The sequence below is a fragment of the Streptosporangium fragile genome, from assembly GCF_039534445.1.
GTDB lineage: Bacteria > Actinomycetota > Actinomycetes > Streptosporangiales > Streptosporangiaceae > Streptosporangium > Streptosporangium fragile.
The window spans coordinates 1-23,741 of the sequence record NZ_BAAAVI010000014.1 but is presented as its reverse complement, the minus strand read 5'-3'; the positions used below and the strand labels follow the sequence as shown (position 1 = coordinate 23,741).

General features: G+C 71.8%; 23 protein-coding genes and 1 pseudogene. 17 read left to right on the top strand and 7 right to left on the bottom strand.

The annotated features are described in order from the left end of the window. Nucleotides 1–24: 24 nt before the first annotated feature. The 10 genes from ABD841_RS11655 to tsaD all read left to right on the top strand — a co-directional run bounded on the left by ABD841_RS11655 (nt 25) and on the right by tsaD (nt 8,310). Nucleotides 25–375, top strand: coding sequence for a holo-ACP synthase (locus ABD841_RS11655; RefSeq protein WP_344970535.1), 351 nt, complete (start codon nt 25–27; stop codon nt 373–375). 10 nt (nt 376–385) lie between these two features. After that, a complete protein-coding gene (locus ABD841_RS11650; RefSeq protein ID WP_344970534.1) occupies nt 386–1,933 on the top strand; it encodes an NAD(P)H-hydrate dehydratase in 1,548 nt (515 codons plus the stop codon). Beyond that, complete coding sequence (gene alr, locus ABD841_RS11645) at nt 1,930–3,057, top strand: alanine racemase (RefSeq protein ID WP_344970532.1); 1,128 nt, start codon at nt 1,930–1,932, stop codon at nt 3,055–3,057. Before ABD841_RS11650 ends, alr begins: the two co-directional genes overlap by 4 nt. A 20-nt stretch (nt 3,058–3,077) precedes the next feature. Beyond that, a complete protein-coding gene (locus ABD841_RS11640; protein WP_344970530.1) occupies nt 3,078–4,148 on the top strand; it encodes an alpha/beta fold hydrolase in 1,071 nt (356 codons plus the stop codon). Next, on the top strand, nt 4,145–4,597 hold the full coding sequence (gene tsaE / locus ABD841_RS11635) for a tRNA (adenosine(37)-N6)-threonylcarbamoyltransferase complex ATPase subunit type 1 TsaE (protein ID WP_344970529.1): 453 nt from the start codon (nt 4,145–4,147) through the stop codon (nt 4,595–4,597). Before ABD841_RS11640 ends, tsaE begins: the two co-directional genes overlap by 4 nt. A gap of 169 nt (nt 4,598–4,766) precedes the next feature. Then, nucleotides 4,767–5,435: a hypothetical protein gene (locus tag ABD841_RS11630; RefSeq protein ID WP_344970527.1), complete on the top strand. Its 669-nt coding sequence runs from the start codon at nt 4,767–4,769 to the stop codon at nt 5,433–5,435. A 6-nt stretch (nt 5,436–5,441) separates the two neighbouring features. Beyond that, a complete protein-coding gene (locus tag ABD841_RS11625; RefSeq protein ID WP_344970525.1) occupies nt 5,442–5,999 on the top strand; it encodes a class F sortase in 558 nt (185 codons plus the stop codon). A 154-nt stretch (nt 6,000–6,153) separates the two neighbouring features. Further along, entirely contained in the window at nt 6,154–6,837 is a 684-nt protein-coding gene (gene tsaB, locus ABD841_RS11620) for a tRNA (adenosine(37)-N6)-threonylcarbamoyltransferase complex dimerization subunit type 1 TsaB (RefSeq protein WP_344970524.1), read from the top strand. Beyond that, entirely contained in the window at nt 6,834–7,286 is a 453-nt protein-coding gene (gene rimI / locus ABD841_RS11615) for a ribosomal protein S18-alanine N-acetyltransferase (RefSeq protein WP_344970522.1), read from the top strand. The genes tsaB and rimI overlap by 4 nt, the downstream gene beginning before the upstream one ends. Next, complete coding sequence (gene tsaD, locus ABD841_RS11610; RefSeq protein ID WP_344970521.1) at nt 7,279–8,310, top strand: tRNA (adenosine(37)-N6)-threonylcarbamoyltransferase complex transferase subunit TsaD; 1,032 nt, start codon at nt 7,279–7,281, stop codon at nt 8,308–8,310. The genes rimI and tsaD overlap by 8 nt, the downstream gene beginning before the upstream one ends. Nucleotides 8,311–8,345: 35 nt before the next feature. Here the strand turns inward: tsaD and ABD841_RS11605 are convergent, their stop codons facing one another. Next, nucleotides 8,346–9,404 (bottom strand): alkene reductase, encoded by a 1,059-nt coding sequence (locus tag ABD841_RS11605; protein ID WP_344970519.1) that lies wholly within the window; start codon nt 9,402–9,404, stop codon nt 8,346–8,348. 111 nt (nt 9,405–9,515) lie between these two features. On the opposite strand from ABD841_RS11605, the gene ABD841_RS11600 reads away from it, so the two are divergent. Beyond that, complete coding sequence (locus tag ABD841_RS11600) at nt 9,516–10,034, top strand: MarR family winged helix-turn-helix transcriptional regulator (RefSeq protein ID WP_344970518.1); 519 nt, start codon at nt 9,516–9,518, stop codon at nt 10,032–10,034. 151 nt (nt 10,035–10,185) lie between these two features. Here the strand turns inward: ABD841_RS11600 and ABD841_RS11595 are convergent, their stop codons facing one another. The 3 genes from ABD841_RS11595 to ABD841_RS11585 form a co-directional block, all read right to left on the bottom strand. After that, entirely contained in the window at nt 10,186–11,610 is a 1,425-nt protein-coding gene (locus ABD841_RS11595; RefSeq protein ID WP_344970516.1) for a coiled-coil domain-containing protein, read from the bottom strand. A gap of 190 nt (nt 11,611–11,800) precedes the next feature. Further along, entirely contained in the window at nt 11,801–12,967 is a 1,167-nt protein-coding gene (locus tag ABD841_RS11590; protein ID WP_344970514.1) for a class I SAM-dependent methyltransferase, read from the bottom strand. A gap of 19 nt (nt 12,968–12,986) precedes the next feature. Beyond that, nucleotides 12,987–13,667, bottom strand: a complete 681-nt coding sequence (locus ABD841_RS11585) for a Uma2 family endonuclease (protein ID WP_344970512.1) — start codon at nt 13,665–13,667, stop codon at nt 12,987–12,989. Between the two features lie 299 nt (nt 13,668–13,966). Between ABD841_RS11585 and groES the strand changes: the two genes are divergently transcribed. The 4 genes from groES to ABD841_RS11565 all read left to right on the top strand — a co-directional run bounded on the left by groES (nt 13,967) and on the right by ABD841_RS11565 (nt 17,234). Continuing rightward, a complete protein-coding gene (groES, locus tag ABD841_RS11580; protein WP_055482820.1) occupies nt 13,967–14,278 on the top strand; it encodes a co-chaperone GroES in 312 nt (103 codons plus the stop codon). A gap of 91 nt (nt 14,279–14,369) precedes the next feature. Further along, entirely contained in the window at nt 14,370–15,995 is a 1,626-nt protein-coding gene (gene groL / locus ABD841_RS11575) for a chaperonin GroEL (RefSeq protein ID WP_344970509.1), read from the top strand. Between the two features lie 305 nt (nt 15,996–16,300). Further along, nucleotides 16,301–16,939: a sigma-70 family RNA polymerase sigma factor gene (locus ABD841_RS11570; RefSeq protein ID WP_344970729.1), complete on the top strand. Its 639-nt coding sequence runs from the start codon at nt 16,301–16,303 to the stop codon at nt 16,937–16,939. Nucleotides 16,940–17,081: 142 nt separating this feature from the next. Then, nucleotides 17,082–17,234, top strand: a complete 153-nt coding sequence (locus ABD841_RS11565) for a hypothetical protein (protein ID WP_344970507.1) — start codon at nt 17,082–17,084, stop codon at nt 17,232–17,234. Here ABD841_RS11565 and ABD841_RS11560 read toward each other — a convergent pair. Together ABD841_RS11560 and ABD841_RS11555 are read right to left on the bottom strand one after the other, a co-directional pair. Continuing rightward, nucleotides 17,195–17,572, bottom strand: a complete 378-nt coding sequence (locus ABD841_RS11560) for a DUF5319 family protein (RefSeq protein WP_344970506.1) — start codon at nt 17,570–17,572, stop codon at nt 17,195–17,197. The genes ABD841_RS11565 and ABD841_RS11560 overlap by 40 nt on opposite strands. A gap of 154 nt (nt 17,573–17,726) precedes the next feature. Further along, nucleotides 17,727–18,737: a helix-turn-helix transcriptional regulator gene (locus ABD841_RS11555; RefSeq protein WP_344970504.1), complete on the bottom strand. Its 1,011-nt coding sequence runs from the start codon at nt 18,735–18,737 to the stop codon at nt 17,727–17,729. A 389-nt stretch (nt 18,738–19,126) separates the two neighbouring features. Here ABD841_RS11555 and guaB point away from each other — a divergent pair, with 389 nt between their 5' ends. Together guaB and ABD841_RS11545 are read left to right on the top strand one after the other, a co-directional pair. Continuing rightward, complete coding sequence (guaB, locus tag ABD841_RS11550; RefSeq protein WP_344970502.1) at nt 19,127–20,608, top strand: IMP dehydrogenase; 1,482 nt, start codon at nt 19,127–19,129, stop codon at nt 20,606–20,608. A gap of 64 nt (nt 20,609–20,672) precedes the next feature. Then, nucleotides 20,673–21,791 carry a GuaB3 family IMP dehydrogenase-related protein gene (locus tag ABD841_RS11545; RefSeq protein WP_344970501.1) on the top strand — a complete coding sequence of 373 codons (1,119 nt, stop codon included), beginning with the start codon at nt 20,673–20,675 and terminating at the stop codon, nt 21,789–21,791. 160 nt (nt 21,792–21,951) lie between these two features. Here ABD841_RS11545 and ABD841_RS11540 read toward each other — a convergent pair. Then, nucleotides 21,952–23,741 (bottom strand): annotated as a pseudogene (locus ABD841_RS11540) (proline-rich domain-containing protein); the annotation flags it as partial.

Sequence of the window (23,741 nt, the reverse complement as noted above, 5' to 3'; positions counted from 1 at the left end):
CGCGGCAACCCCTAGCCTGGGGAGATGATCGTTGGGATCGGCGTCGACGTCGTCGACGTGGCCAGGTTCGAGGCGACGCTCGCGCGGACGCCCGCGCTGCGGGCGCGGCTGTTCACCGAGGCGGAGGGGGCGCTGGCGACCGAGTCGCTGGCCGCGCGGTTCGCGGCCAAGGAGGCCGTCGCCAAGGCTCTCGGCGCGCCCCCGGGGCTGCGGCACCTGGACGCCGAGGTGCGGCGCGGCGCGCACGGGCGTCCCGAACTGCGGCTGACCGGGCGGGTCGCGGACGTCGCCCGGGAACTGGGCGTCAGGAGGTGGCACGTCTCCCTGACCCACGACGGGGGCGTCGCGATCGCCTACGTGATCGCCGAGGGCTAGATTCGGGGGAATGCGGACCGCGTACACCTCCGACCAGATCAGGGCGGCCGAGGCGGCACTGATGGCGACGCTGCCCGAGGGCACCCTGATGGAACGGGCGGCCACCGGGCTCGCCGCGACCTGCGCCGGGGTGCTCGGCGCGGTCTACGGTTCCCGCGTCGCGGTGCTCGTCGGCAGCGGCGACAACGGCGGCGACGCCCTGTACGCCGGGGCCCGCCTGGCGGCCAGGGGCGCCAGGGTCGACGCCCTCCTCGCCGGCTCCCGCGTCCACCCGGGGGGCCTGGAGGCGTTGCGCCGCGCGGGCGGCCGGGTGACGGACGTCCGGCCGGGGGGAGCCGAGACCGTCGGGGGCGGTGCCGGATCCACCGGGCCCGCCGCGGTGACCCAGGCGGCCGGCCGGTTGATCGGGGCGGCGGACCTCGTGGTGGACGGCCTGGTCGGCATCGGCGGGGCGGGCGCGCTGCGGGAGCCGTACGCGACCCTGGCGAGGCTGGCCGGCGACGCGCCCGGCCGGGTCGTCGCGGTGGACGTGCCGAGCGGAGTGGACGCGAGCAGCGGCCGGGTCGAGGGGGAGGCCGTCCGCGCGGACGTCACCGTCACCTTCGGCGCCTGGAAGGTCGGCCTGCTCGTCGACCCCGGCGCCGGGCACGCGGGCCGGGTGACGTTCGTCGACATCGGGCTCGGCCCCCACCTGCCGGACCCCGACGCCGCCGCGCTGACCGACCCCGACGTGGCCGTGCTGCTCCCGAGGCCGGACGCCGGATCCGACAAGTACCGGCGGGGCGTCGTCGGGATCGCCGCCGGCAGTGAGCGCTACACCGGCGCCGCGGTGCTCGCCGTGGGCGGGGCGCTGCGCGGCGGGGTGGGCATGGTCCGCTACGCCGGGACCACCGCGCCCGTGGCCCAGGTACGGGCGCGCTGGCCGGAGGCCGTGATCACCACACTCGCGCCGGGCCAGGGGATCGAGGAGGTGGGCCGCGTGCAGGCGTGGGTCCTCGGCCCGGGGCTCGGCACCGGCGACGAGGCGCACGCCGTCGCCCGGTCGGTGCTGGCCAGTGACGTCCCGGTCCTCGTCGACGCCGACGGGCTGACGCTGGTGGCCGAGGACAGGACGCTGCTCCGCCGCGCCGCCCCCGTGCTGATCACCCCGCACGCGGGCGAGCTGGCCCGGCTGCTGGGCGTGCCGCGGGCGCGGATCGAGGCGCGGCGGCTGGAGCACGTGCGGCGGGCGGCGGTGGAGCTGGGCGTGACCGTGCTGCTCAAGGGCTCGACCACGCTGGTCGCCGAGGAGGACCGGCCGGTCAGGATCAACCTCACCGGCAGCCCCTGGCTCGCCACCGGCGGCACCGGTGACGTGCTGGCCGGGCTGGCGGGCGCGCTGCTGGCCGCCGGCCTCTCCGGATACGACGCGGCCTCCTGCGCCGCGTACCTGCACGGGATCGCCGGGCAGGACGGCCCGCTGGCCGCCGCCGACGTCGCCGAGGCCCTGCCCGGCGCCGTCCGGTCGGTGGCGAACCGGCCTCGGGAGGATGGCCGACCTGCCAGACTGGAAAGATGAGCTTCCCGATGACCCCGGCCGAGGCACGGGTGGACCTGTCGGCGATCCGGGAGAACCTCGCACTGCTCGGCGGCCACGTTCCCGGGGCCGAGATGATGGTCGCGGTCAAGGCCGACGCCTACGGGCACGGGCTGGTCCCCACCGCGAGGGCCTGCCTTGAGGGCGGGGCCACGAGGCTGGGCACCGCCTACGTCCGGGAGGCCCTGGCGCTGCGCGAGGCGGGCGTCACCGCGCCGATCCTGGCGTGGATCATCCCGCCCGGCGAGCCGCTGGAGCAGGCGGTCGAGCGCGACGTGGAGCTCTCGGCGGGCTCCCCCCGGCTGGTCGACGAGATCGCCGGCGCCGCGGCCCGCGCCGGCGTGACCGCCAGGGTGCACCTCAAGGTCGAGGCCGGCGCCGGCCGCGGCGGCGCCACCCTGGACGACTGGTCCGCGGTGATCGACCGGGCGCTGGCCCGGCAGGCCGAGGGCACGGTCGAGATCACCGGGCTCTGGTCCCACTTCGCCTGCGCCGACATCCCCGGGCACCCGTCCATCGCGCTCCAGTTGGCGGCCTTCGACGAGGCGCTGGCCGTCGCCGAGAAGGCGGGCGCCGGCGGCTCCCACGTCATCAGGCACATCGCCAACTCGGCGGCCACCCTGACGCTGCCGCAGGCCCGCTACGACATGGTCCGGCCGGGCATCGCGGTCTTCGGGCTCAGCCCCGTGCCCGAGCTGGGTGACTTCGGGCTCCGGCCCGCGATGACCCTGGTGGCGCGGATCGCGCTGGTCAAGCGGGTTCCCAAGGGCTCCGGCGTGTCCTACGGGCACCTGTACGTCACCGACCGGGAGAGCACGCTCGGCCTCGTCCCGCTCGGATACGCCGACGGGATCCTGCGGCACGCCACCAACCGGGCGGAGGTCCTCGCGGCCGGCCGCCGGCGGCGGATCGCCGGGCGGGTGTGCATGGACCAGTTCGTGATCGACGTGGGAGACGACCCGCTGGCGGAGGGCGACGAGGTGATCCTGTTCGGCGACGGCTCGCGGGGCGAGCCGACCCTGCAGGAGTGGGCCGATTCCCTCGGCACGATCACCCATGAGATCGTGACCAGGATCGGTTCGCGGGTCCCGCGCGTTTACCGGTGAGAGGCAGTTCAGGGGGTCGCATGAGCAGTACCACACGGCGCAGGGTCGGAATCGCGGGAGCGGTCGTCGGCGTCGCGTCCGCAGGATTGGCCGCCGCGGCCCTCGCCAAGCGGTACGCCGTCGGCCGTATCAGGCTCCGCCCCGACCTGGAGGCCGGCGAGCCGTTCGGCGAGCTGCGCGGCCGCCCCGTCACCGTCGCCACCTCCGACGGAGTGTCCCTGTACGCCGAGGTGGACGGTGAGGAAGAGGCCCCGCTGACGGTGGTGCTCTGCCACGGTTACACGCTCAACCTCGACTCGTGGCACTACCAGCGGCGTGACCTGCGCGACTCCTACCGCCTGGTCCTGTGGGACCAGCGTTCCCACGGGCGCTCGCCGCGGGCCACGCCCGAGGGGTCCACGATCGACCGGCTCGGCGACGATCTCGCCGAGGTGCTCGACGCGCTGGTGCCCGGCCCCTGCGTGCTCGTCGGGCACTCCATGGGCGGTATGACGATCATGGCGCTCGCCGACCGGCACCCCGAGCTGTTCGGTGACCGGATCAGGGGCGTCGCGCTGATCTCCACCTCCGCCGGCAAGCTCGCCGAGATCTCCCTGGGCCTGCCCGCGCTGCTGTCCAAGGCGGTGCACAAGGTCACCCCGGGCACGGTGTCGATCCTGCGGCGCAACGGCAACCTGGTCGACAAGGGCCGCCAGGTCGGCAACGACGTGGCCTTCCTGGCCCTGCGCCACCTGGGCTTCGGCGACGCCAGGAACGTCAGCCCCACGGTCGTCGACTTCGTGGAGTCGATGATCCGCTCCACCCCGTTCGAGGTGATCGCCGAGTTCTACCCGGCGCTGATGGCCCACGACAAGCTGAGCGCGCTCGGCGTGCTGGACGCCGTGCCCACTTCGATCATGGTCGGCGACAGAGACTGGCTCACGCCCGTCGAGCACAGCAAGGCGATGGCGGCGGCGCTGCCGCGGGCCCGGTTCACCGAGGTGCCCGACAGCTCGCACCTGGTCCACCTGGAGCGGCCGACCGTTGTCAACGACGCGCTGCACGACCTGCTCAAGCGGGCGGAAACCGATGGTGAGGTGACGGGGCGATGAGGATGGCCGCGACCGTGGAGGAGATGCGCGAGCTGGGCGCCGAACTGGCCGCGCTGCTGCGCCCGGGTGACCTGGTGGTGCTCTCCGGCCCGCTCGGAGCGGGCAAGACCACCCTGGTCCAGGGCATCGCCGAGGGGCTCAAGGTGCGCGGCCCGATCACCTCGCCGACCTTCGTCATCGCCCGGGTGCACCCCTCGCTCTCGGGCGGCCCGGCGCTGGTGCACGTCGACGCCTACCGCCTCGGCGGTGGCCTGGAGGTCGACGACCTCGACCTGGACGCCTCCCTGGAGGAGTCGGTGACGGTCGTGGAGTGGGGTGAGGGTCTGGTGGAAGGGCTCGCCGACGACCGGCTGGAGGTCTCCATCGGCCGGAGCGAGTCCGGAGACCCGGGGGAGGAGCGCACCGTCGCCCTCCGCGGCGTCGGAGCACGTTGGGAGGGCGTCGTCTGATTCGCCCTCGCCCGCCGGGGAATCCTGGCACGCTGGCCCTACGCCCCATTGGTCTAGATCATCAGGGTTGATGATCGACTCTCGTGGGTTTGCCCATGTTTAATGGGGATCAGGCGGGAAATCGTGCCGGGCGAGGGTCGTCGGCCGGAGTGCGAAGTGGAGTTCGACGGTGCCAAGCGTCAAGCATGTCGCGGTTCTGGGGGCCATCGCCATCTTCGGGATGGCCGGATGCACGGCCGAGGCGAACACGGGCAGCCCGTCGGGCACACCCACGGCCGCTCCACCCGATACGGGCGTCAGCCGGGAGGACATCGAGGTCCAGCTCCAGCCGGCCCGCGCCCGGGCCGGGCAGAAGGTGTGGGTCCTGGCCAACTGCCCGATCCCCCAGGGCGGTCCCGAGCATCGGGGCACCGCCTCCTCCCGGATCTTCCGCACCCCCGTGACCCTCGAACCGATCCTCGCCACTCCCACCCCCGCGGCCTCGGGCACCGCGACCCCCATCCCGCGCCCCTGGGTCCGTGGCCAGGCCACGGTCGCCGACGGCACCGCGACCGGCATCTACGAGGTCAACGCCCGCTGTGAGGGCACCAACGACACCGGCAAGGCCAGCCTCAGGATCGTGGACGACACCCAGCCGTCCGCCAGCCCCACGGCCAAGCCCAGCTCCAAGCCGACCAGGACGATCATCAGCACCGAGGCCCCGCACACGGGCGGCGGCGGTACCGCGGCCGGTGGGCCCGATGACGGGAGCATGCCGATCGGCATGCCGGGTGTCCTGCTCGGCGTCGCCCTCGCGGGCGGCATCGGCGTCGTGATCGCGCGCCGCCGCCGCTCGTAGGCCGCGATGGCAGGTCCCACCCGCTGGTCCAGGGTCATCCTGGCCGGGGCCATCACCGGCGCGATCATGGTGGCGTTCGGCACCAGGGGCGGCGGGGGCGAGGAGAGCCCGCCCGCCCGCGCCTCGGTCGTGCCCAAGCGCCTCGACATCCCGTCCCTGGGCATCAAGGCGCCGCTGATGAAGCTGGGCGTGACCGACGGCCGGGTCGACCTGCCGCCGTACGAGAAGCCCGACACCGCTGGCTGGGTCAAGGACAGCGTGGTCCCCGGGGACGAGGGCCCCGCGGTGATCCTCGGGCACGTCGACACCAAGACCGCCCCGGCGGTCTTCTACAAGCTCAAGGACATCAGGGAGGGCCAGGCCATCAAGGTCGTGCGCAGCGACGGCAAGGTGGCCCAGTACCGGGTGGACTCCGTCGAACAGATCAGCAAGTCGCGCTTCCCCGCCGACAAGGTCTATCTGGAGGACGGGCTGCGGCTGATCACCTGCGGTGGCGAGTTCGACCGGGACGACCGCGAGTACCGCGACAACTTCATCGTCTACGCCACCCTGGTCAAGGGCTGACGTCCACCGGCCGCCCCGCGGCGGAGGCCGAGGTCGGCGGGGGCGCCAACCCGGCGAAGTCTCACGGCCGCCGCACCCGACGGCGCCGAATCGGCCGGACTCCGGGCCCGGATCGCCGCTAAAGCCCTCGCGGGACGGACTAGGCTAGCTGTTCGTGCTGGTCCTGGCCTTTGACACCGCCACCCCCGCCGTCACCGCAGCGCTCCACGACGGTGAGAGGGTCCTCGCCGAGTCGACGACGGTCGACGCGCGCCGCCACGGTGAGCTGCTCGTGCCCACGATCGAGACGGTCCTGCGGGAGGCCGGGGCGTCGCTCGGCGACGTCACCGTCGTCGTCGCCGGCGCGGGCCCCGGCCCCTACACCGGCCTGCGGGTCGGCCTGGTCACCGCCCAGGCCCTCGCGACCGCGCTGGGCGTCCCGGCGTACGGCGTGTGCACGCTCGACGCGATCGCCTACGGCAGCGGGCTGGCCGAGCCGTTCCTGGTGGCCACCGACGCCCGGCGCAAGGAGGTGTTCTGGGGCCACTACCAGGACATGCGCACCCGGCTCTCCGGCCCCGCGGTCGACCGGCCCCACGACCTGCCGGGGGAGTTCCCGCTGGTCGGCGCGGGCGCCCGGATGTACGCCGAGGTCCTCGGCGCCGCCCGCCTGCTCGACGCCCCCGAGTATCCGCACGCCGGGGCGCTGGCCGCGCTGGCCGCCGAGCAGCTCGGCGAGCCGGACGTCCTGGAGGTCGTGGAGAGCGGCACGCATCCCGTGCTGAGCCTGCCCCATCCGATCTACCTGCGCCGCCCCGACGCCCAGGTGCCGGGAGCGCCCAAGAAGGTCTCCGCATGACCGTGGTGCTGCGCCGGATGACCATGGACGATCTGCCCGCGGTGATGGAGATCGAGCGCGCGACCTTCCCCGCCGACGCGTGGAGCGAGGCCATGCTCCGCGGCGAGCTCAAGGACCAGCCGAGGACCCGCCACTACGTGGTGGCCCTGGTCGACGGCGAGATCGTCGGCTACGCGGGCCTCGCGGCGGCGGGCGATCAGGCCGACGTGCAGACGATCGCCGTCCTGTCCGGCCGGCGGCGGGCCGGGATCGGCAGCGCCATGCTCACCGAGCTCCTGGCGGAGGCCGCGCGGCGGGGCGCCGTCTCGGTCTTCCTGGAGGTGCGGGCCGACAACCCCGGAGCTCAGGCGGTGTACGAGAGGTTCGGGTTCGAGCGGATCGGCGTCCGCCGCCGCTACTACGAAGACGGCACCGACGCGATCATGATGAAGAAGGATCTCCATGCGTGACGAACCCGTGGTCCTCGGCATCGAGACCTCGTGCGACGAGACGGGCGTGGGCATCGTCCGGGGCCACACCCTGCTGGCCAACACCATCGCCTCCAGCGTCGAGCAGCACGCCCGCTTCGGCGGGGTGGTGCCCGAGGTCGCCTCCAGGGCGCACCTGGAGGCGATGACCCCGACCGTGGAGCGGGCCCTGGAACGGGCCGGCATGCGCTTCGCCGACATCGACGCGATCGCGGTGACCGCCGGGCCCGGTCTGTCCGGCGCGCTGCTGGTCGGTGTCGCCGCCGCCAAGGCGTACGCGCTGGGTCTGGGCCTGCCCCTCTACGGGGTGAACCACCTGGCCGCCCACGTCGCCGTCGACCAGCTCGAACACGGTGCCCTGCCCAAGCCGTGCATCGCCATGCTGGTCTCCGGCGGCCACTCCTCGCTGCTGCTCGTGCCCGACGTGGCCGAGGAGGTCGTCTCGCTGGGGTCCACGGTGGACGACGCGGCGGGTGAGGCGTTCGACAAGGTGGCCCGGGTGCTCGGCCTGCCGTTCCCCGGCGGGCCGCACATCGACCGGGTGGCCCGTGAGGGTTCCGGTGCCGCCATCGCGTTCCCGCGGGGCAAGTACGACGACGGGACGCTCGACTTCTCCTTCTCCGGCCTGAAGACCGCCGTGGCCCGGTGGGTGGAGGCCAGGCAGCGGTCCGGCGAGTCGATCCATGTGCCCGATGTGGCAGCCTCCTTCCAGGAGGCCGTCGTCGACGTGCTGACCCGCAAGGCCCTGCAGGCGTGCGCGAAGTACGACGTCAAGGACCTGCTGATCGGCGGTGGCGTGGCGGCCAACTCCCGCCTGCGGGCCATGGCCCAGGAGCGCTGCGACGCCGCCGGCGTCCGGCTGCGCGTGCCCAGCCCCGGGCTGTGCACCGACAACGGCGCGATGGTGGCCGCGCTGGGCTCCGACCTGGTGGCGGCGGGGATCGCGCCGTCGCGGCTGGACATCCCCGCCGATTCCTCGCTGCCGATCACCACCGTCCACGTCTGACCGGTCCGCCCGCGCGGGCCGGCCGGGCGCCGCCGTCACACGGAGTGCAGGGCCAGCGCCGGGTAGTCGGTGTAGCCGCGGTGGTCGCCGCCGAAGGCCGTGGCGAAGTCGGGCTGGTTGAGCTCGGCGCCGAGGCGCAGGCGAACCGGCAGGTCGGGGTTGGCCAGGAACGACGCGCCGAACGAGACCAGGTCGGCGCCACGCTCCAGCCAGTGCGCGAGCCTGGCGGGCGGGTCGGCGATCGAGGGGTCGTTGACGATGAGGGCGGTCGGCCACGCCTTGCGGATCGTCTCGTTGAGCTCGTCGGACGGGCTCGCGATCAGGTGCAGGTAGACCAGGTCGCTCTCGGCGAGCGCGGAGACCAGGGCCGGGTAGACCTCGTGCATGTCGTCCTCGACCAGGTCCTGGGCGCCGTTGCCGGGCGAGAGCCGGATGCCGACCCGGTCGGCGCCGATCCGGTCGACGACCGCCCGCGTGACCTCCACGGCGAAGCGGATCCGGTTCTCCACGGACCCGCCGTAGCGGTCGTCGCGCAGGTTGGCGTTCTGCGACAGGAACTGGTGGATGAGGTAGCCGTTGGCGCCGTGGATCTCCACCCCGTCGAAGCCCGCGTCGATGGCGCGGGCGGCGGCGTCCGCGAAGTCCTGGACGGTGGTCTCCACCTCGGCGGTGGACAGCTCAAGCGGCTCGGGGTAGTCCTGCAGGCCGCTGGGCGTGTAGATCTGCCCGTCGGCTCGTACGGCCGACGGGCCGATGGGCAGCGCGCCGGTGTTGTCGGGGTGGCCGATCCGGCCCGAGTGCATGATCTGGGCGAAGATCCTGCCGCCCGCCGCGTGGACGGCGTCGGTGACCTCGCGCCACCCCGCCACCTGCTCGTCGGTGTGCAGCCCCGGCGTGTTCATGTAGCCCTTGCCGGCGTGGCTCGGCTGGACGCCCTCGCTGACGATGAGACCGGCCGAGGCCCGCTGGGCGTAGTAGAGCGCGGTCAGCGTGGAGGGGACCCCCTCCACGTAGGCCCGCGAGCGCGTCATGGGGGCCATCACGATCCGGTTGGGGAGCTGGAGACGGCCGAGTGCGTACGTCGAGAACGGCATGGTGGTTCCTTCCAATGTTGGCCGACCAACTTGGCCAGCCAATGAGTAGTTCTACAACTTGGCCGACCAATATGCAAGGGGTAGTCTCGGAGGGGAGCGAGAGGACCTGACATGGTGGAGCCGCTGATCGACGAACACCCCGTTACGACCGGGGAATGGTCCGACGAGGGAGAGGGTCTCAGTCTCAACTGCCTGATGGCCCAGGCGTCCCGCGGACACCGTGTGCTGCTCGCGAGCCTCCTGGGTGAGATCGACCTCTACCCCGGCCAGGAGCGGGTGATGGACGCGCTGTGGGAGAACGGGCCCCAGTCGCAGAACGCCCTGGCGAAGCTCCTCGGCATCGACGTGTCGACGATGACCAAGACCCTGCAGCGCCTGGAGCGCAGCGGGTTCGTCAGCCGCACGCCCTGCCCCACCAACCGGCGCATCAGCATCGTCACCACGACCCCGAAGGGGGACGCCCTCCGTCCCGAGGTGAACCGGGTTCTCGCGGAGGTCAGCCGCAGGATGACCCGCGGGCTCGACCCCGGGCAGATCGAGACGTTGTCGTCGCTGCTGAGCGTGGTCAGGGGCAACCTGTGCCGGGAGGCCGCCCCACACGACGGCGGCTTCGGCGACGGCTCCTGCTGACAGGCGCCGGCGGCCCCGGTGCGCCGCCCGCCGACTGGCCGCGCTCGCGGTGCCGGCACGGCGAGGGGGATCGCGGTCGGCACGGTGAAGGGGATCGCGGTCGGCGCATCCGCGCAGAGCGGGTGCCGGTGCCTCGCGGCGGGGGCGGTGATCAGTCGGTGTCGGCGCGGGTGGGACGGAGCAGCGCCTCGGCCAGGGCCAGCATCGTCTCCTCCAGGGCGCCGAGACGGCGGTTGAGGTCGGCCCTGGCGGGCTCCATGCTCTCGCTCAGTGCCTGGGAGAGCTGGGCGCGGTCGGGCTGGGCGCGGAGCATCCCGGCCAGCGGGGCCACCGCCGCCTCGGCCCGGTCAAGGCGCTCGTCGAGCGCGTCGAAGCGCCCGCGCTGCTCCTCGCCCTGGGCGCCGACCAGCACGTCGACGCCCAGGACGGCGGGTAGCGCGCTGAGGCGCTCGTCCACGCTCTCCAGGCGCTCCGCGGACTTCTCGGCGTGCCCGTCCAGCGTGCACAGCCGGGAGTCGACAACGTCGATCCGGCCGGTGAGGCGGCCCTCGATGTCGTCCAGGCGCTCGTCGAACATGTCGAAGCGGCTCTCGGCCGCGACCCGGTGGCCGTCCAGCCGGTCGATGCGGGCCTCGACGGCACCGGCACGCTCGTCGATCCGTGGGACGATCAGGGCGACCTCGGCGCGCACCCGGCCGAGCTCGGTGCTCGCCTCGTCGACCCGGCCCCCGACGTCCTTGACGCTCCCGCCGACCTCGCCGACCGCGCGGCCCAGCTCCTCGACCCGGCCGTCGATCTGCTCGATCCGGCCGCCGACCTCCTCGATGCCGGCGGTGAGCCGCTCGACCCGGCCGCCGATCTCGCCGGCCGTTCGGCTCACCTGCTCGACCGCGGTGAGCAGGCGGTCGGTCGCGGAGGCGACGGCCTCCCGCACGCCCGCCGCCAGCTCGGCCATGCCGGACTCGACGCGCCCGGTGCGCTGGGACAGGTCCGCCAGCGACCTGTCCAGGCGGCTGAACCGGTGCGCCGCGGCCTCCATGCCGGAGCGGACCTTGCCGAGCTGCTCGGCCAGCTCCTTCATCTGCGCGTCGGCTCCCTGGGCGCCGTCGGCGATCGCCTGGAGGCGGGAGAGCACTTCCTCCACGCTCTCGCCGACGGTGCCGATGTCGGCCCACACGCTCGGCAGCTCGCCGACCGGGGTGACCCGGTCGCGGACGGCGTCGATCCGCCGGCCCAGCGAGCCGACCCGCTCGCCGACGGCGTCGACGTGGTCGCGGACCGCCTCGACGTGCTGGGCGAGCCCCTCGGCCCAGGCGGGCGGGCGGGCGGTGATGTCGTCGAGGCGCCCGGTGACGGACTCCAGCGTGCCGTTCAGCCCGCCGATCTCACGCTCCCTGACCTCGCGCAGCAGCCACTCCATGCCCTCCAGCCGCCGGCGGATCTCGTCGAGCACCGCGCCCTGGGTGCGCTGCTCGTAGACGTGGTCCTGGGCGGCGCGGGCGAGGAGCTCGCGCATCCGGTCGGAGATCGCCGTCTGGCTGCCCGGCTGGAGCAGGGTGTGGTCGGAGTGATCCACCGAAAACTCCTTCACTCGCCGACGGTCGGCCGCGCGGTGGGATTGGTCCGGTTTGCTGATGAAAGCGGAAAACCGCAGGTGGGAGAGAACTCCCGCCCGGCAACCTTAGCCCTTCGATCAAGGTTCTCCGAGGCCGAATGCAAAAGATCGGAATTGCAGATGAATTGCGAGAATTGTCTATTTTGGCTGGTCAGCATGGGCTGCAGATCAGAGCGAACGGCCTGTCAACGATCCGGGTCAGAATGACCACCGCGGATTCACCGCCGGACAGCCGCAGGTCCTTTCTGAGCCGCTCGACGTCGACCGCCGAGCCCCGCTTCTTGATCGTCACATTGCCGACCCCGCGCTCGCGGAGCGCCGCCCGCAGCCGCTTCAGCGAGAACGGGAGCGTCTCGTGCACCTCGTACCGCGACGCCCACTGGGTCGGCGTCGCGGTGTCGCCGGTGATGTAGGCGATGCGCGGGTCGAGCAGGCGCCCGCCGACCGCGGCGGCGACCTCCGCGACCAGGTGGGCGCGGATCGCCGCGCCGTCCGGCTCGTAGACGAACCGGCCGACCGGGCCGGTCTCCGCCCCGCCGAGATCCGGGTCGGGCGTCATCGTGGCGCCGGACGGCAGGATCGTGGCCCTGCGCTCCACCCCGCCCGCCAGCGAACCGCACCAGATCACGGCCTCCTTGACGTCGCCCCGGTGCGAGACCCACTCCGCCTCCGCCCCGGCGGGGACGAACTCGTAGGGGATCCCGGGGGCGACCTTCAGGCAGGCCGCCTCCGCCCCGGCCACCATCTCCAGCACGGCGGGCCAGGGCGGCGAGTAGGCCATCGGGTCGAACGTCCTGCCCCGCGCCGTGCGGCGCGCCGGGTCGGCGAACAGCACGTCGAAGGCGGCCGGATCGAGCGACGAGGCGTCGGCCGCGCGGACCGAGACCCGGTCGCCCAGCCCCAGGGCCTCGGCGTTGGCCCGGGCGACCGCCGCGGTGAGCGGGTCGGCGTCGACGGCCTCGACGGTGCATCCGGCCCTGGCCAGAGCCAGCAGGTCCCCGCCGATGCCGCAGCAGACGTCGGCCACCCGCGAGCCGGCGGGGACACGCCGCGCCCGGTGGTCGGCGACCTCGCGGCGGGTGGCCTGTTCCAGGCCCGCCGGGGTGAAGTACATCAGGTCGGCGTCCGCGCCGAACTTCTCCCTCGCGCGCCGTCTGAGCCCGGCCTGGGTGAGCGCCGCCGAAACCAGCCCGGCGTCGTAGCGACGCCTCAACCGCGTCACCGCCACGACCGGGTCGTCCCCGGCGACCTGCGCCGCGGCGTCCAGGGCCTCCTGGCCGAGCGGGGTCAGCAGCTCCTTGAACGCGTCGAGGTTCACACCCCCCGACGCTACCGCCTCAGTCGGGCAGCTCGGTGAGGTCGATGTCGACAGGGAACGGATCGGCGACCTTGAGGCGGTCGCGGTGGATGCCGGTCGGAACGTAGGAGCGGGTGACGGGATCGAGCTGGTACACGTGGACGACCGGCTCGTCCGCGTTGTTCTCCACCAGCCAGAAGTGCCGGATGCCGGCCTCGGCGTAGCGCCTCGGCTTCACCTGGCGGTCGCGGAACTCCGACTCGGGGGAGACCACCTCGATCACCAGGTGGACCTCGTCGGGCGCGTAGGAGGTACGGGACCGGTCCTTCGCCGCTTCCCGGCCGACCACCACGACGTCCGGGCACGGGCGCTGCCTCGGGCCGAGGGTGACGTCCATCTGCATCACCGCCTTGAGGTCGTCGGGCGCCTGCTCGTTGAGGGCGGTTCGCAGGCCGTACAGGACGTACTCGTGGAAACGTCTCTGGGGGGACATGAGGATGAGGGCTCCGTCGACGAGTTCGGCGTGCTTGAACAGGTCCAGCTCGTCGTTGGGGCCGTCGGTGGGAAGCCGGTCGAGGTCGTCGGCCGTCCACCCTCCCGGGGGAGGGAGGGGCCAGTTCGCGAGCGGGTCGCGGGCCTCTCCCGGAGCGCTCGCCTTCTCGCTGAGCGTGCTGGTCACATCGCTCACCGTAGTGTCGTCGCGCTCACCGTGAGTAGCCATTCGGTCACATTCCCGTCGCTGCTCGGTTGTCCCCTCCATGTGCATGTTCCCCCATCCTGCGATGCCTGTCCCCGGTACGCCACCGGACGGTGCGGATGGTTCGAGTGGGGCTTGACGTTCGCCTGAAGCGCAGAAGGGGTGGCTCGTGTTGACTGTCAAGGCCACCTTGCATACTGTTCCGTATTGGCACTCTCCCAGTGAGAGTGCCAATCCATGCGACGAGGTCAGGTCTGACACCCGCGACGGCAGACCGCTGGTCGCCTCTTCTAGATCATTCAAATCTGAAGGGGAGGTCCGACGTGACGACCGCCACCAAGGTTCCCGTTAAGCCGCTCGGCGACCGCATCGTGGTCCAGCCGCTTGAGGCCGAGCAGACCACGGCTTCCGGCCTGGTCATCCCGGACACCGCCAAGGAGAAGCCGCAGGAGGGCAAGGTCCTCGCGGTGGGTCCGGGCAACTGGGACGAGGACGGCGAGAAGCGCATCCCGCTCGACGTCAAGGAGGGCGACGTCGTCCTCTACAGCAAGTACGGCGGCACCGAGGTGAAGTACGGCGGCGAGGAGTACCTCGTGCTCTCCGCCCGTGACGTGCTCGCCATCATCGAGAAGTAGTTCTCGCTTCACCGAAGATGACGTATCGAGCCCCGGGTCGCGCGAGCGCCCGGGGCTTTGATGCGCTGACGTACTTACAGAGAGGATTGTCATGGCGAAGATCCTGTCGTTCGAGGAGGACGCGCGCCGAGCCCTCGAGCGCGGCGTTAACGCCCTCGCCGACGCCGTCAAGGTGACGCTCGGCCCGCGGGGCCGCAACGTCGTCATCGACAAGAAGTTCGGCGCGCCGACCATCACCAACGACGGTGTCACCATCGCCCGCGAGGTCGAGCTGGAGGGCCGGTACGAGAACCTCGGCGCGCAGCTGGCCAAGGAAGTCGCGACCAAGACCAACGACATCGCCGGTGACGGCACCACCACGGCGACCGTCCTGGCCCAGGCGATGGTCCGCGAGGGCCTGCGCAACGTCGCCGCCGGCGCCCAGCCGCTCTCGCTCAAGCGCGGGATCGACCTCGCGGCCAAGGCCGTCAGCGACAAGCTGATCGAGTCGGCCCGCCCGGTCGAGGACAAGAAGGAGATCGCGAACGTCGCGACGATCTCGGCCCAGGACGCCAAGATCGGTGAGCTGATCGCCGAGGCGTTCGACAAGGTGGGCAAGGACGGTGTCATCACCGTCGAGGAGTCCAACAGCATGGGCCTGGAGCTGGAGTTCACCGAGGGCCTCCAGTTCGACAAGGGTTACCTGTCGCCCTACATGGTGACCGACCAGGAGCGCATGGAGGCGGTCCTGGAGGACCCCTACATCCTGATCAACCAGAACAAGATCTCCTCCGTGGCCGACTTCCTGCCGCTGCTGGAGAAGGTCGCGCAGACCAAGAAGCCGCTGCTGGTCATCGCCGAGGACGTCGAGGGCGAGGCGCTCGCGGTCCTGGTCACCAACAAGATCCGCGGCACCTTCACCTCCGTCGCCGTCAAGGCGCCGGGCTTCGGTGACCGCCGCAAGGCCATGCTGCAGGACATCGCCATCCTCACCGGCGGCCAGGTCGTCAGCGAGGAGGTCGGCCTCAAGCTGGAGCACGTCGGCCTGGAGGTGCTGGGCACCGCCCGCCGCGTCGCCATCACCAAGGACGCCACCACCATCGTGGACGGTGCCGGCGACGCCCAGGCGATCGCCGACCGGGTCAAGGAGATCAAGCTCGCGATCGAGCAGTCCGACTCCGACTGGGACCGCGAGAAGCTGCAGGAGCGCCTGGCCAAGCTCTCCGGCGGCGTCTGCGTGCTGAAGGTCGGCGCGGCCACCGAGGTCGAGCTCAAGGAGAAGAAGCACCGCCTTGAGGACGCGATCTCGGCGACCCGCGCGGCGATCGAGGAGGGCATCGTCTCCGGTGGTGGCTCCGCGCTCGTCCACGTCTCCAAGGTCCTCGACGACCTGGGCCTGTCCGGCGACGAGGCGACCGGTGTCTCCGTGGTCCGCAGGGCGCTCGTCGAGCCCGCCCGCTGGATCGCCGAGAACGCCGGTCTGGAGGGCTACGTCGTGACGGCCAAGGTCTCGGAGCTGTCCGTCGGCCACGGCCTCAACGCCGCGACCGGCGAGTACGGCGACCTGGTCGCCCAGGGCGTCATCGACCCGGTCAAGGTCACCCGCTCGGCCGTCCAGAACGCGGCCTCCATCGCCGGCATGCTGCTGACGACCGAGGCCCTCGTGGTGGACAAGCCCGAGGAGGAGGCCCCGGCCGCCGCCGGTGGCCACGGCCACGGTCACGGCCACGGCCACTGATCCCCAGCGGTCCCGCACGGCTCGCGTCTCCCCGGGAGGCGCGAGCCGTTCGCGTTTCGAGACCGCGGACGCGAGCCGTCCGCGTTTTGCGGTAAACCGAAAGCGGTACCAAAGCGTCATCGCGCGGCGCGCGGAAGGCCAAACGTCGTTCTAACGAATAGCCGACGTATTTAGCAATCGAATGAAATATTCGCACATACCGCAGCCGTTACGGTCGTCACCTGATTACCCCCCGTTATCTCCGCCTCAATGTGACCAATCCGTAGCCGTTTGCTATGACGACAGGCACTATCAAGGCGGGCATCATGCCTAACGTGACCGAGGGATGCGTCGCCGACGCCAAAAATGGGGTGAGGCTTGCGACGAGATCTGAAGGGGTCCCCCATAGGGATGATCTCAAGGATCTGACGAGCCTCGCCGTTCAGGGGGATCGCAGCGCGATCGAATCTCTGATCGCGCAACTGCGGCCGATGGTCGTCCGTTATTGCCGTGGTCGTCTGGGCCGGGTGTCCGGTCAGTATCACATCGCGGACGACGTGGCCCAGGAGGTGTGCATCGCGGTGCTGGCCGCTCTGCCCCGCTATCGTGACATGGGGCGCCCCTTCGCGTCCTTCGTCTTCGGCATCGCCTCTCACAAGGTGGCCGACGCGCTGCGCAGCTCCGTGCGCTCCGCCGTGCCCACCCAGGACCTCCCCGACGGGCCCGACGAAGGACCGGGCCCCGAGGAGACCGTGGTCCGCTACATCGAGGCCGAGCACGCCCGCAGGCTGCTCTCCAGGCTGCCGGACAACCAGCGAGAGCTGCTCATGCTCAGAGTGGTGTCGGGCCTTTCCGCCGAGGAGACCGGTAATGTACTGGGCATGTCACCAGGTGCGGTTCGTGTGGCCCAGCACCGGGCGCTGGCCCGGCTGCGAGCGATGGCGGAGCTGGAGTCGATAGCTTGACCGCGGAGCAGGCGGGCAGATGCCGCGGGCGCAGGCCCGAACCGCGGGGCGGAGCTCGCGACGACCCGGAGCGAGAACGATCATGACAACGGTTCATCCGCGACGTCCGGTTCGCCGGTACGGGCCGGAGGAGGATCCGGCCGTGGCCGAGACCGACGCCGTCCTGGAGGCGCTCTCCCGCAGGGCGCCCGTGGCCGTCTCCGCCGCCTCCGACCCCGCGGTCCGCCTGCTGTCAGCGCTGGTCGACGATGTGGATCAGCGGTGTTCCTCGGTGTCGATCACACCGTCCACGTAGCCCCGGGCGTACTCCCAGCTCACGTACTGGGAAGGGTCGGGCTGGTAGGCCGGCTCGTGCACCTGCGGCCGGCCTTTCTCGATCATCTGGCGCAGGTTGCCGCGCAGGAGCTCCCAGTCGAAGTAGTGCTGCTCGCCGCACTCGGGGCAGTCGAGGACCAGGCCGAGCACTCCCTGGGGCTCCAGCAGGGAGCGGAAGACCTCCACGTCGGCGAGGTCCGTCATGGCCTCGTCGCGCTCATCCGAGGTCAGCGGCTCCAGGTCGCCGGAGTCTCCCAGCGCAGCCGCCGGGTCGTCGGGGTCATCCGCGAAAGGATCACGAGGGACATCGTCGAGCACGATCCCACCTTATGGCCTGGATGTGGCAGACAGGCCGCGAACTGGACGACTGTGAAGCCGTGGGCGGTACGGGCCCGATGCGCACTTCTCGCTCCTCCTGGGCCGTGAGATGCCCGCCGATCACGGAGTGCCGCACGGGACGCACCGGGCGCCCTTACGAGAGCCAGCCGCGACGGGCGGCCTCCACACCCGCCTGGAACCGGGTCTGCGCGCCCAGCTCGGCCATGGCGTCGGCGAACCTGGCCCGCACCGTCCGGACCGAGATCCCGAGCTGCCGGGCGATCATCTCGTCGGGGACTCCCTGGCCGGCCAGTCGCAGCACCCGCACCACGCCGTCGTCGCGGTGCGTCCACGGCAGCGGGGCCGCGCGGGCCCACAGCTCCTCGAAGAGCGAGCGGAGCGCGGCCACCACGATGGTGGCCCGGACCAGGTGGAAGTTGTAGGCGTTCTCCGGCAGCGTGCCGCCCCACTGGGCGGGCATGCCCGCGGTGTCGCCGCCCGCGACCAGGAACCAGCTCGGCACCGCGTCGAGGGTGCGCACCTGCGCCCCCGCCCTGGTGAACTGGTCGAGTTTGTCGCGCAGGCCGGGGATCTCCAGCGTGTGGACCGCCATGACGACCCGGCAGGAGAGCAGGCCGGTCCGCTGGGCGCCGATCCACTGGTCGGCGTACCGGTGGGCGAAGTCGCTCATCGTCCGCTGGTCGGGCATGGCCGAGAGCAGTTCGAGCGGCGGCGTCTGGACCGCCATGCCGATCACGCTCTCGTACAGCTCGTCGGCCCCGCTGACCAGGTCCACCGAGAAGTGGCCGGTCTGGTAGTCGCGTCCGGCGTCGTACTGGTGGATGAGGCCGCGGATCGACCCGAGGACGGTGTCGATCCTGCGGCTCTCCGCGGCCAGCAGGTCGAGTCTCTCGGCGATCAGGCGGCCGAGGGCCGCGGCGGGATGGCGGGCCAGGTACTCACCGCCCTGCTCGTCGACCACACCCAGCCTCACCAGGGTGGCCAGTTCGTGGCCGAGCGGCTCCGGCGAGCGGTCGGTGGCCTCGGCGAGCTCGGCGCAGGTGGCCCTGTGCAGGCGCAGCACCGCGTTGTACAGCGCCGTCTGGGCCGGGGTGAGGCCCAGGGTCTCCAGCGGGTCGGGGAGCGGGTGTGTGCCAGTACGCATCAGTGAGGAACTCCTGAAACGACACGGATCTGGCGAGGATAACTCGGCGAATCATCCCTGTCCGGGCGTTGCTCCTACTCGTCTCCCGCCGTGTGCAACTTCGTGCAGTTGCACGTTTGTACATTGCGGGCGAACGCATCGTGACGCACGCTTGACGGAGCGTCGGCACCGGTTACGAGTGACGTCGCCATCCGGATACGGAGGGGGGTCCGGTGGCATGCGGGGCGCCTCGTGACGGTTCCGGTGATCCGGGGGACCGGGCGGGTCACCGACCGCTCGGTCCCCCGCTTTTCCCCCGCGTCCCCCAGCTTGGGAGTCAGACTCTAAACTGTGACCCGGGGGTCGGCGCCTTTCCCCACCACGAGAGCGCCGCAGCAGGAGGGTTGCAGATGGCCAGATTCACCGAGCCCGGGCTCACGTTCGACGACGTGCTCCTGGTTCCCGCGTACTCGGACCTGCAGCCGGGTGAGGCCGATACCGCCACGAAGCTGTCGCGCAACATCTCGCTGCGCATCCCGCTGATCTCCGCCGCCATGGACACGGTGACCGAGGCCCGCATGGCGGTGGCGATGGCCCGCCAGGGCGGCATCGGCATCCTGCACCGCAACCTCTCGATCGAGGACCAGGCGCAGCAGGTCGACCTCGTCAAGCGCTCCGAGGCCGGCATGGTCACCAACCCGGTCACCTGCTCGCCGGACGACACCCTGGCCGACGTCGAGCGCCTGTGCGCCACCTACCGCATCTCCGGCGTCCCCGTCACCGACGCGAGTGGCGTGCTCGTCGGCATCGTCACCAACCGCGACATGCGCTTCGAGACCGACCAGAGCCGCCGGGTGCGCGACGTCATGACGTCGATGCCGCTGGTCACCGCGCCGGTCGGGGTCTCCAGGGACGAGGCGTTCGACCTGCTGAGGAAGAACAAGATCGAGAAGCTTCCGCTGGTCGACGCCGGGGGGCGGCTGCGCGGGCTCATCACCGTCAAGGACTTCACCAAGAGCGAGCAGTACCCGCTCGCCACCAAGGACGCCGATGGCCGGCTCGTCGTGGGGGCGGCCATCGGCGTCGGCGGCGACGCGGAGAAGCGGGCGGCGGCCCTGATCGAGGCCGGGGTCGACGTGATCGTCGTCGACGTCGCGCACGGCCACTCCAAGGGCCTCGCCGACATGATCGCCAAGGTCAAGGCCAACAGCCAGGTCGACGTGATCGGCGGCAACATCGCCACCCGCGCGGGCGCCCAGATGCTCATCGACGCCGGGGCCGACGCGGTCAAGGTCGGTGTCGGGCCGGGCTCCATCTGCACCACCCGCGTGGTCGCCGGCGTGGGCGCCCCGCAGGTGACGGCCATCCACGAGGCCTCCCTCGCCGCGGGCCCGGCCGGGGTCCCCCTGATCGGTGACGGCGGCCTGCAGTACTCGGGCGACATCGTCAAGGCCATCGCGGCCGGCGCCAACGCCGTCATGCTCGGCTCGCTCCTCGCCGGGTGCGAGGAGTCGCCCGGTGACCTGATCTTCATCAACGGCAAGCAGTTCAAGTCCTACCGGGGGATGGGCTCGCTGGGCGCGGTCCGCAACCGCGAGCGCGGTGGCGCCTCCTTCAGCAAGGACCGCTACGCCCAGGCCGACGTCGGCGGCGAGGACAAGTTCATCCCCGAGGGCATCGAAGGCCAGGTGCCGTACCGCGGTCCGGTGGCCGCGGTGGCCCACCAGCTCGTCGGCGGTCTGCGCCAGGGCATGTGGTACTCCGGGTGCCGCACGATCGAGGACATGCACGTCCGGTGTGAGCTGATGCCCATCACCGCGGCGGGCCTGAAGGAGAGCCACCCGCACGACATCCAGATGACGGTCGAGGCTCCCAACTACCACCGTCGCTAGCCGGCACCGTACGGCTCCGCCCCCGGTGCGAGCCGTACACGCATGAAATGGGAAAGACAGACATATGACTCAGGTGGAGATCGGCCGCGGCAAGAACGGCCGTCGTGCCTACGCGCTCGACGAGATCGGCATCGTCCCCTCCCGTCGCACCCGCGATCCGGAGGAGGTCTCGATCGCCTGGCAGATCGACGCCTACCGTTTCGAACTGCCCGTCGTGGTGAGCCCCATGGACAGCGTGGTCTCGCCGAAGACCGCGATCGAGGTGGGCCGGCTCGGCGGTCTCGCCGTGCTCGACCTCGAAGGCCTGTGGACCCGCTACGAGGACCCGACACCGCTGCTGGCGGAGGTGGCCGAGCTCACGGGCGAGGCCGCCACGAAGCGGCTCCAGGAGATCTACGACGCTCCGATCAAGGACGAGCTGATCGGCCGCCGCATCGAGGAGATCCGGGCCGCCGGGGTCACCACGGCCGTCCGCCTGTCGCCGCAGCGCACGGTCCAGCACCACAAGGCCGTCATCGACGCCGGCGTCGACATCTTCGTCATCCGCGGCACCACCGTCTCCGCCGAGCACGTCTCCGGCCGGGCCGAGCCGCTCAACCTCAAGCAGTTCATCTACGAGCTCGACGTCCCGGTGATCGTCGGCGGCTGCGCCACCTACACCGCGGCGCTCCACCTGATGCGGACCGGCGCGGCCGGCGTGCTCGTCGGCTTCGGCGGCGGCGCCTCGCACACCACCCGGACGGTGCTGGGCGTGGCGGTGCCGATGGCCACCGCGATCTCCGACGTGGCCGCCGCCCGGCGTGACTACATGGACGAGTCCGGCGGGCGTTACGTCCACGTCATCGCCGACGGCGGCATGGGCACCTCCGGCGACATCGCCAAGGCCATCGCCTGCGGTGCCGACGCGGTCATGGTCGGCTCCCCGCTGGCCCGCGCCGTCGAGGCCCCCGGGCGCGGCTTCCACTGGGGCTCGGAGGCCCAGCACCCCGAGCTGCCCCGTGGCAAGCGGGTCCACTTCGGCACGATCGGCACGCTTGAGCAGATCCTGCACGGCCCGTCCTCGGTGGCCGACGGCTCGATGAACCTGATGGGCGCGCTCAGGCGCACGATGGCCACCGCCGGATACTCCGATCTGAAGGAGTTCCAGCGGGTCGAGGTCGTCGTGGCCCCGCAGCAGCCCTGACATCCCGTCCGCCCACCGAAGGCAGACCCCGGACGCCCGGCCACTCCGGCCGGGCGTCCGCCGTTTCCGGCACGTCTTCCGGCACGTCTTCCGGCACGTCGGCGACCGGGACCTCTTCCATCCGGTGACCGCCTCGAACCGGGGCGCGGCGCGCGTCCGCTCAGCCGGCCCTGGTGAAGATCATGGGCGGCCGCGCGTTCTCCCCGCTCCCCGTGTCGGTGGCGAGCACCCGCTTCACCCTGCCCTCGAAGTCGATCACCACGGCTTCCTGGCCGGAGTTCCCCTCCTGCCAGGCAACGATGTGCTTGTCGTCGTACCAGCCGATGATCCGCTGGGTTCCGAAGGGGATCCGGACCTTCGGCTTTCCGCCGGTGGTGGCGGTGGTGGGCCAGAGGCAGATCTCGCTGGTCTCCGTGCAGTATGTGATCATGAGTGCGCCGGACGGGCTGACGCTCTCCCCATCGATCCAGACCGGGTCGCCCACGTCCCGCAGGGTCTGCAGTACGGTGCCCTGCAGGTCGTAGAAGCGGAGGTATTTCGTGGTGTCGGCGTCGCTCGTCCAGACGCCGACCGCCCGGCTGTCGGCTCGCCAGAAGAAGGGCCATGTCCCGATGTCCTTCACCTTGACGACCGTGGCCTTCTTCGTGGCGATGTCGATGATCGCGTAACCGGAGAGCTGCGGGGCGATGTCGCTGTCCTCGTACGTCTCGTACAGGTTGACCAGGCCCTTGGTGCCGTCCGGCGACCACTGCGGGTAGGTCGAGTAGAACGGCGACTTGGTGATCTTCACGGCGCTTTCCCCCCCGGTCCTTTGGTCGACGATCGAGATGAACTCCTCGTTGTTCGAGTCGTAGTAACGATGCGTGGCGAGGGCGTGGGTGCCCGCGGAGTTCAGCACGTAGCCGTTGTACGTGTTGTTCTTGACGAACCGGCGGGTGTTGGTCTCGCGGACGTAGAGGCTGTACTCATCCTCTTTCCACAGGGCGTAGGAGATCAGCTTGATCGGGTCCTCGTAGCTCTCGTGGAGCGTGACGGAGCTGTCCGGGAGTTTGATCTTATAGTCCGTGGCGGGTATCGCGGCTGGGCTGGGGGTGGGGGTGGGGGTGGGGGTGGGCCGGGCGGCCGCCTGCCCGGTTCTGCCGGCCTGGGGGTCCGCCGGCGTGTCGGACGAGCCGCTGTTCACCACCGCGACGATGCCCCCGGCCACGAGGACCACGGCGGCGAAGCCGCCGACGGCCGCCCACAGCCCGCGCCGGCTCTTGGCCGGCGCGGCGCCCTGCGGCGGGTACGCCGGAGCGCCCGCCCCCTGGTACGGCGCCGCCGCGCGGGAGGGGAAGGTCGGGGCGCTGCCGTGGGTCTGGTACGCGGGACCGGTCTGGTGGTGTGCCTGCGGGGCCTGGTGGTACGCCTGCTGGGGCGGCGGGCTCTGTTGGGGGTGACCACCGGGGTAGCCGGCCTGGGGCGGGTAGCCACGGGGGTCGGACTGCGAGGCGTACCCTTCCGGCCCCCCGGGCCCGGTCCGCTGGGGGAACCCCGGGGGCTCCAGTCGTCTGGTCCCGCCGCCGGTCTGCTGGGCGTACCCCTGCGGCCCCGGCGCCATCGGGTAACCGCCCGGCCCGGTCTGCTGGGGGAACCCCTGCGGCTCCAGTCGCCTGGTCCCGGCACCGGTCTGCTGGGCGAACCCGTGCGGCTCGGCCGCGTACGGTTGCCCGCCGGTGGACCCGCTGCCGTACCAGGTACGGTCCTCCATCCCCGCGGGCGGGTAACCGCCCGGGCCGGGCCCGGCATACTGCGCCGCGGCGGCCGAGCCCTCGGCGAGGATCCGCTGGGGCGCGGCGGGCATCGCCCCGCCGGTGGTGCCGCCGGCGTGCCCGAGCAGCCGCATCAGCGCCTCGCCCGCGCTGGGCCGCCGCGCGGGATCCTTGGCCAGGCACTGCCCGACCAGGTCCC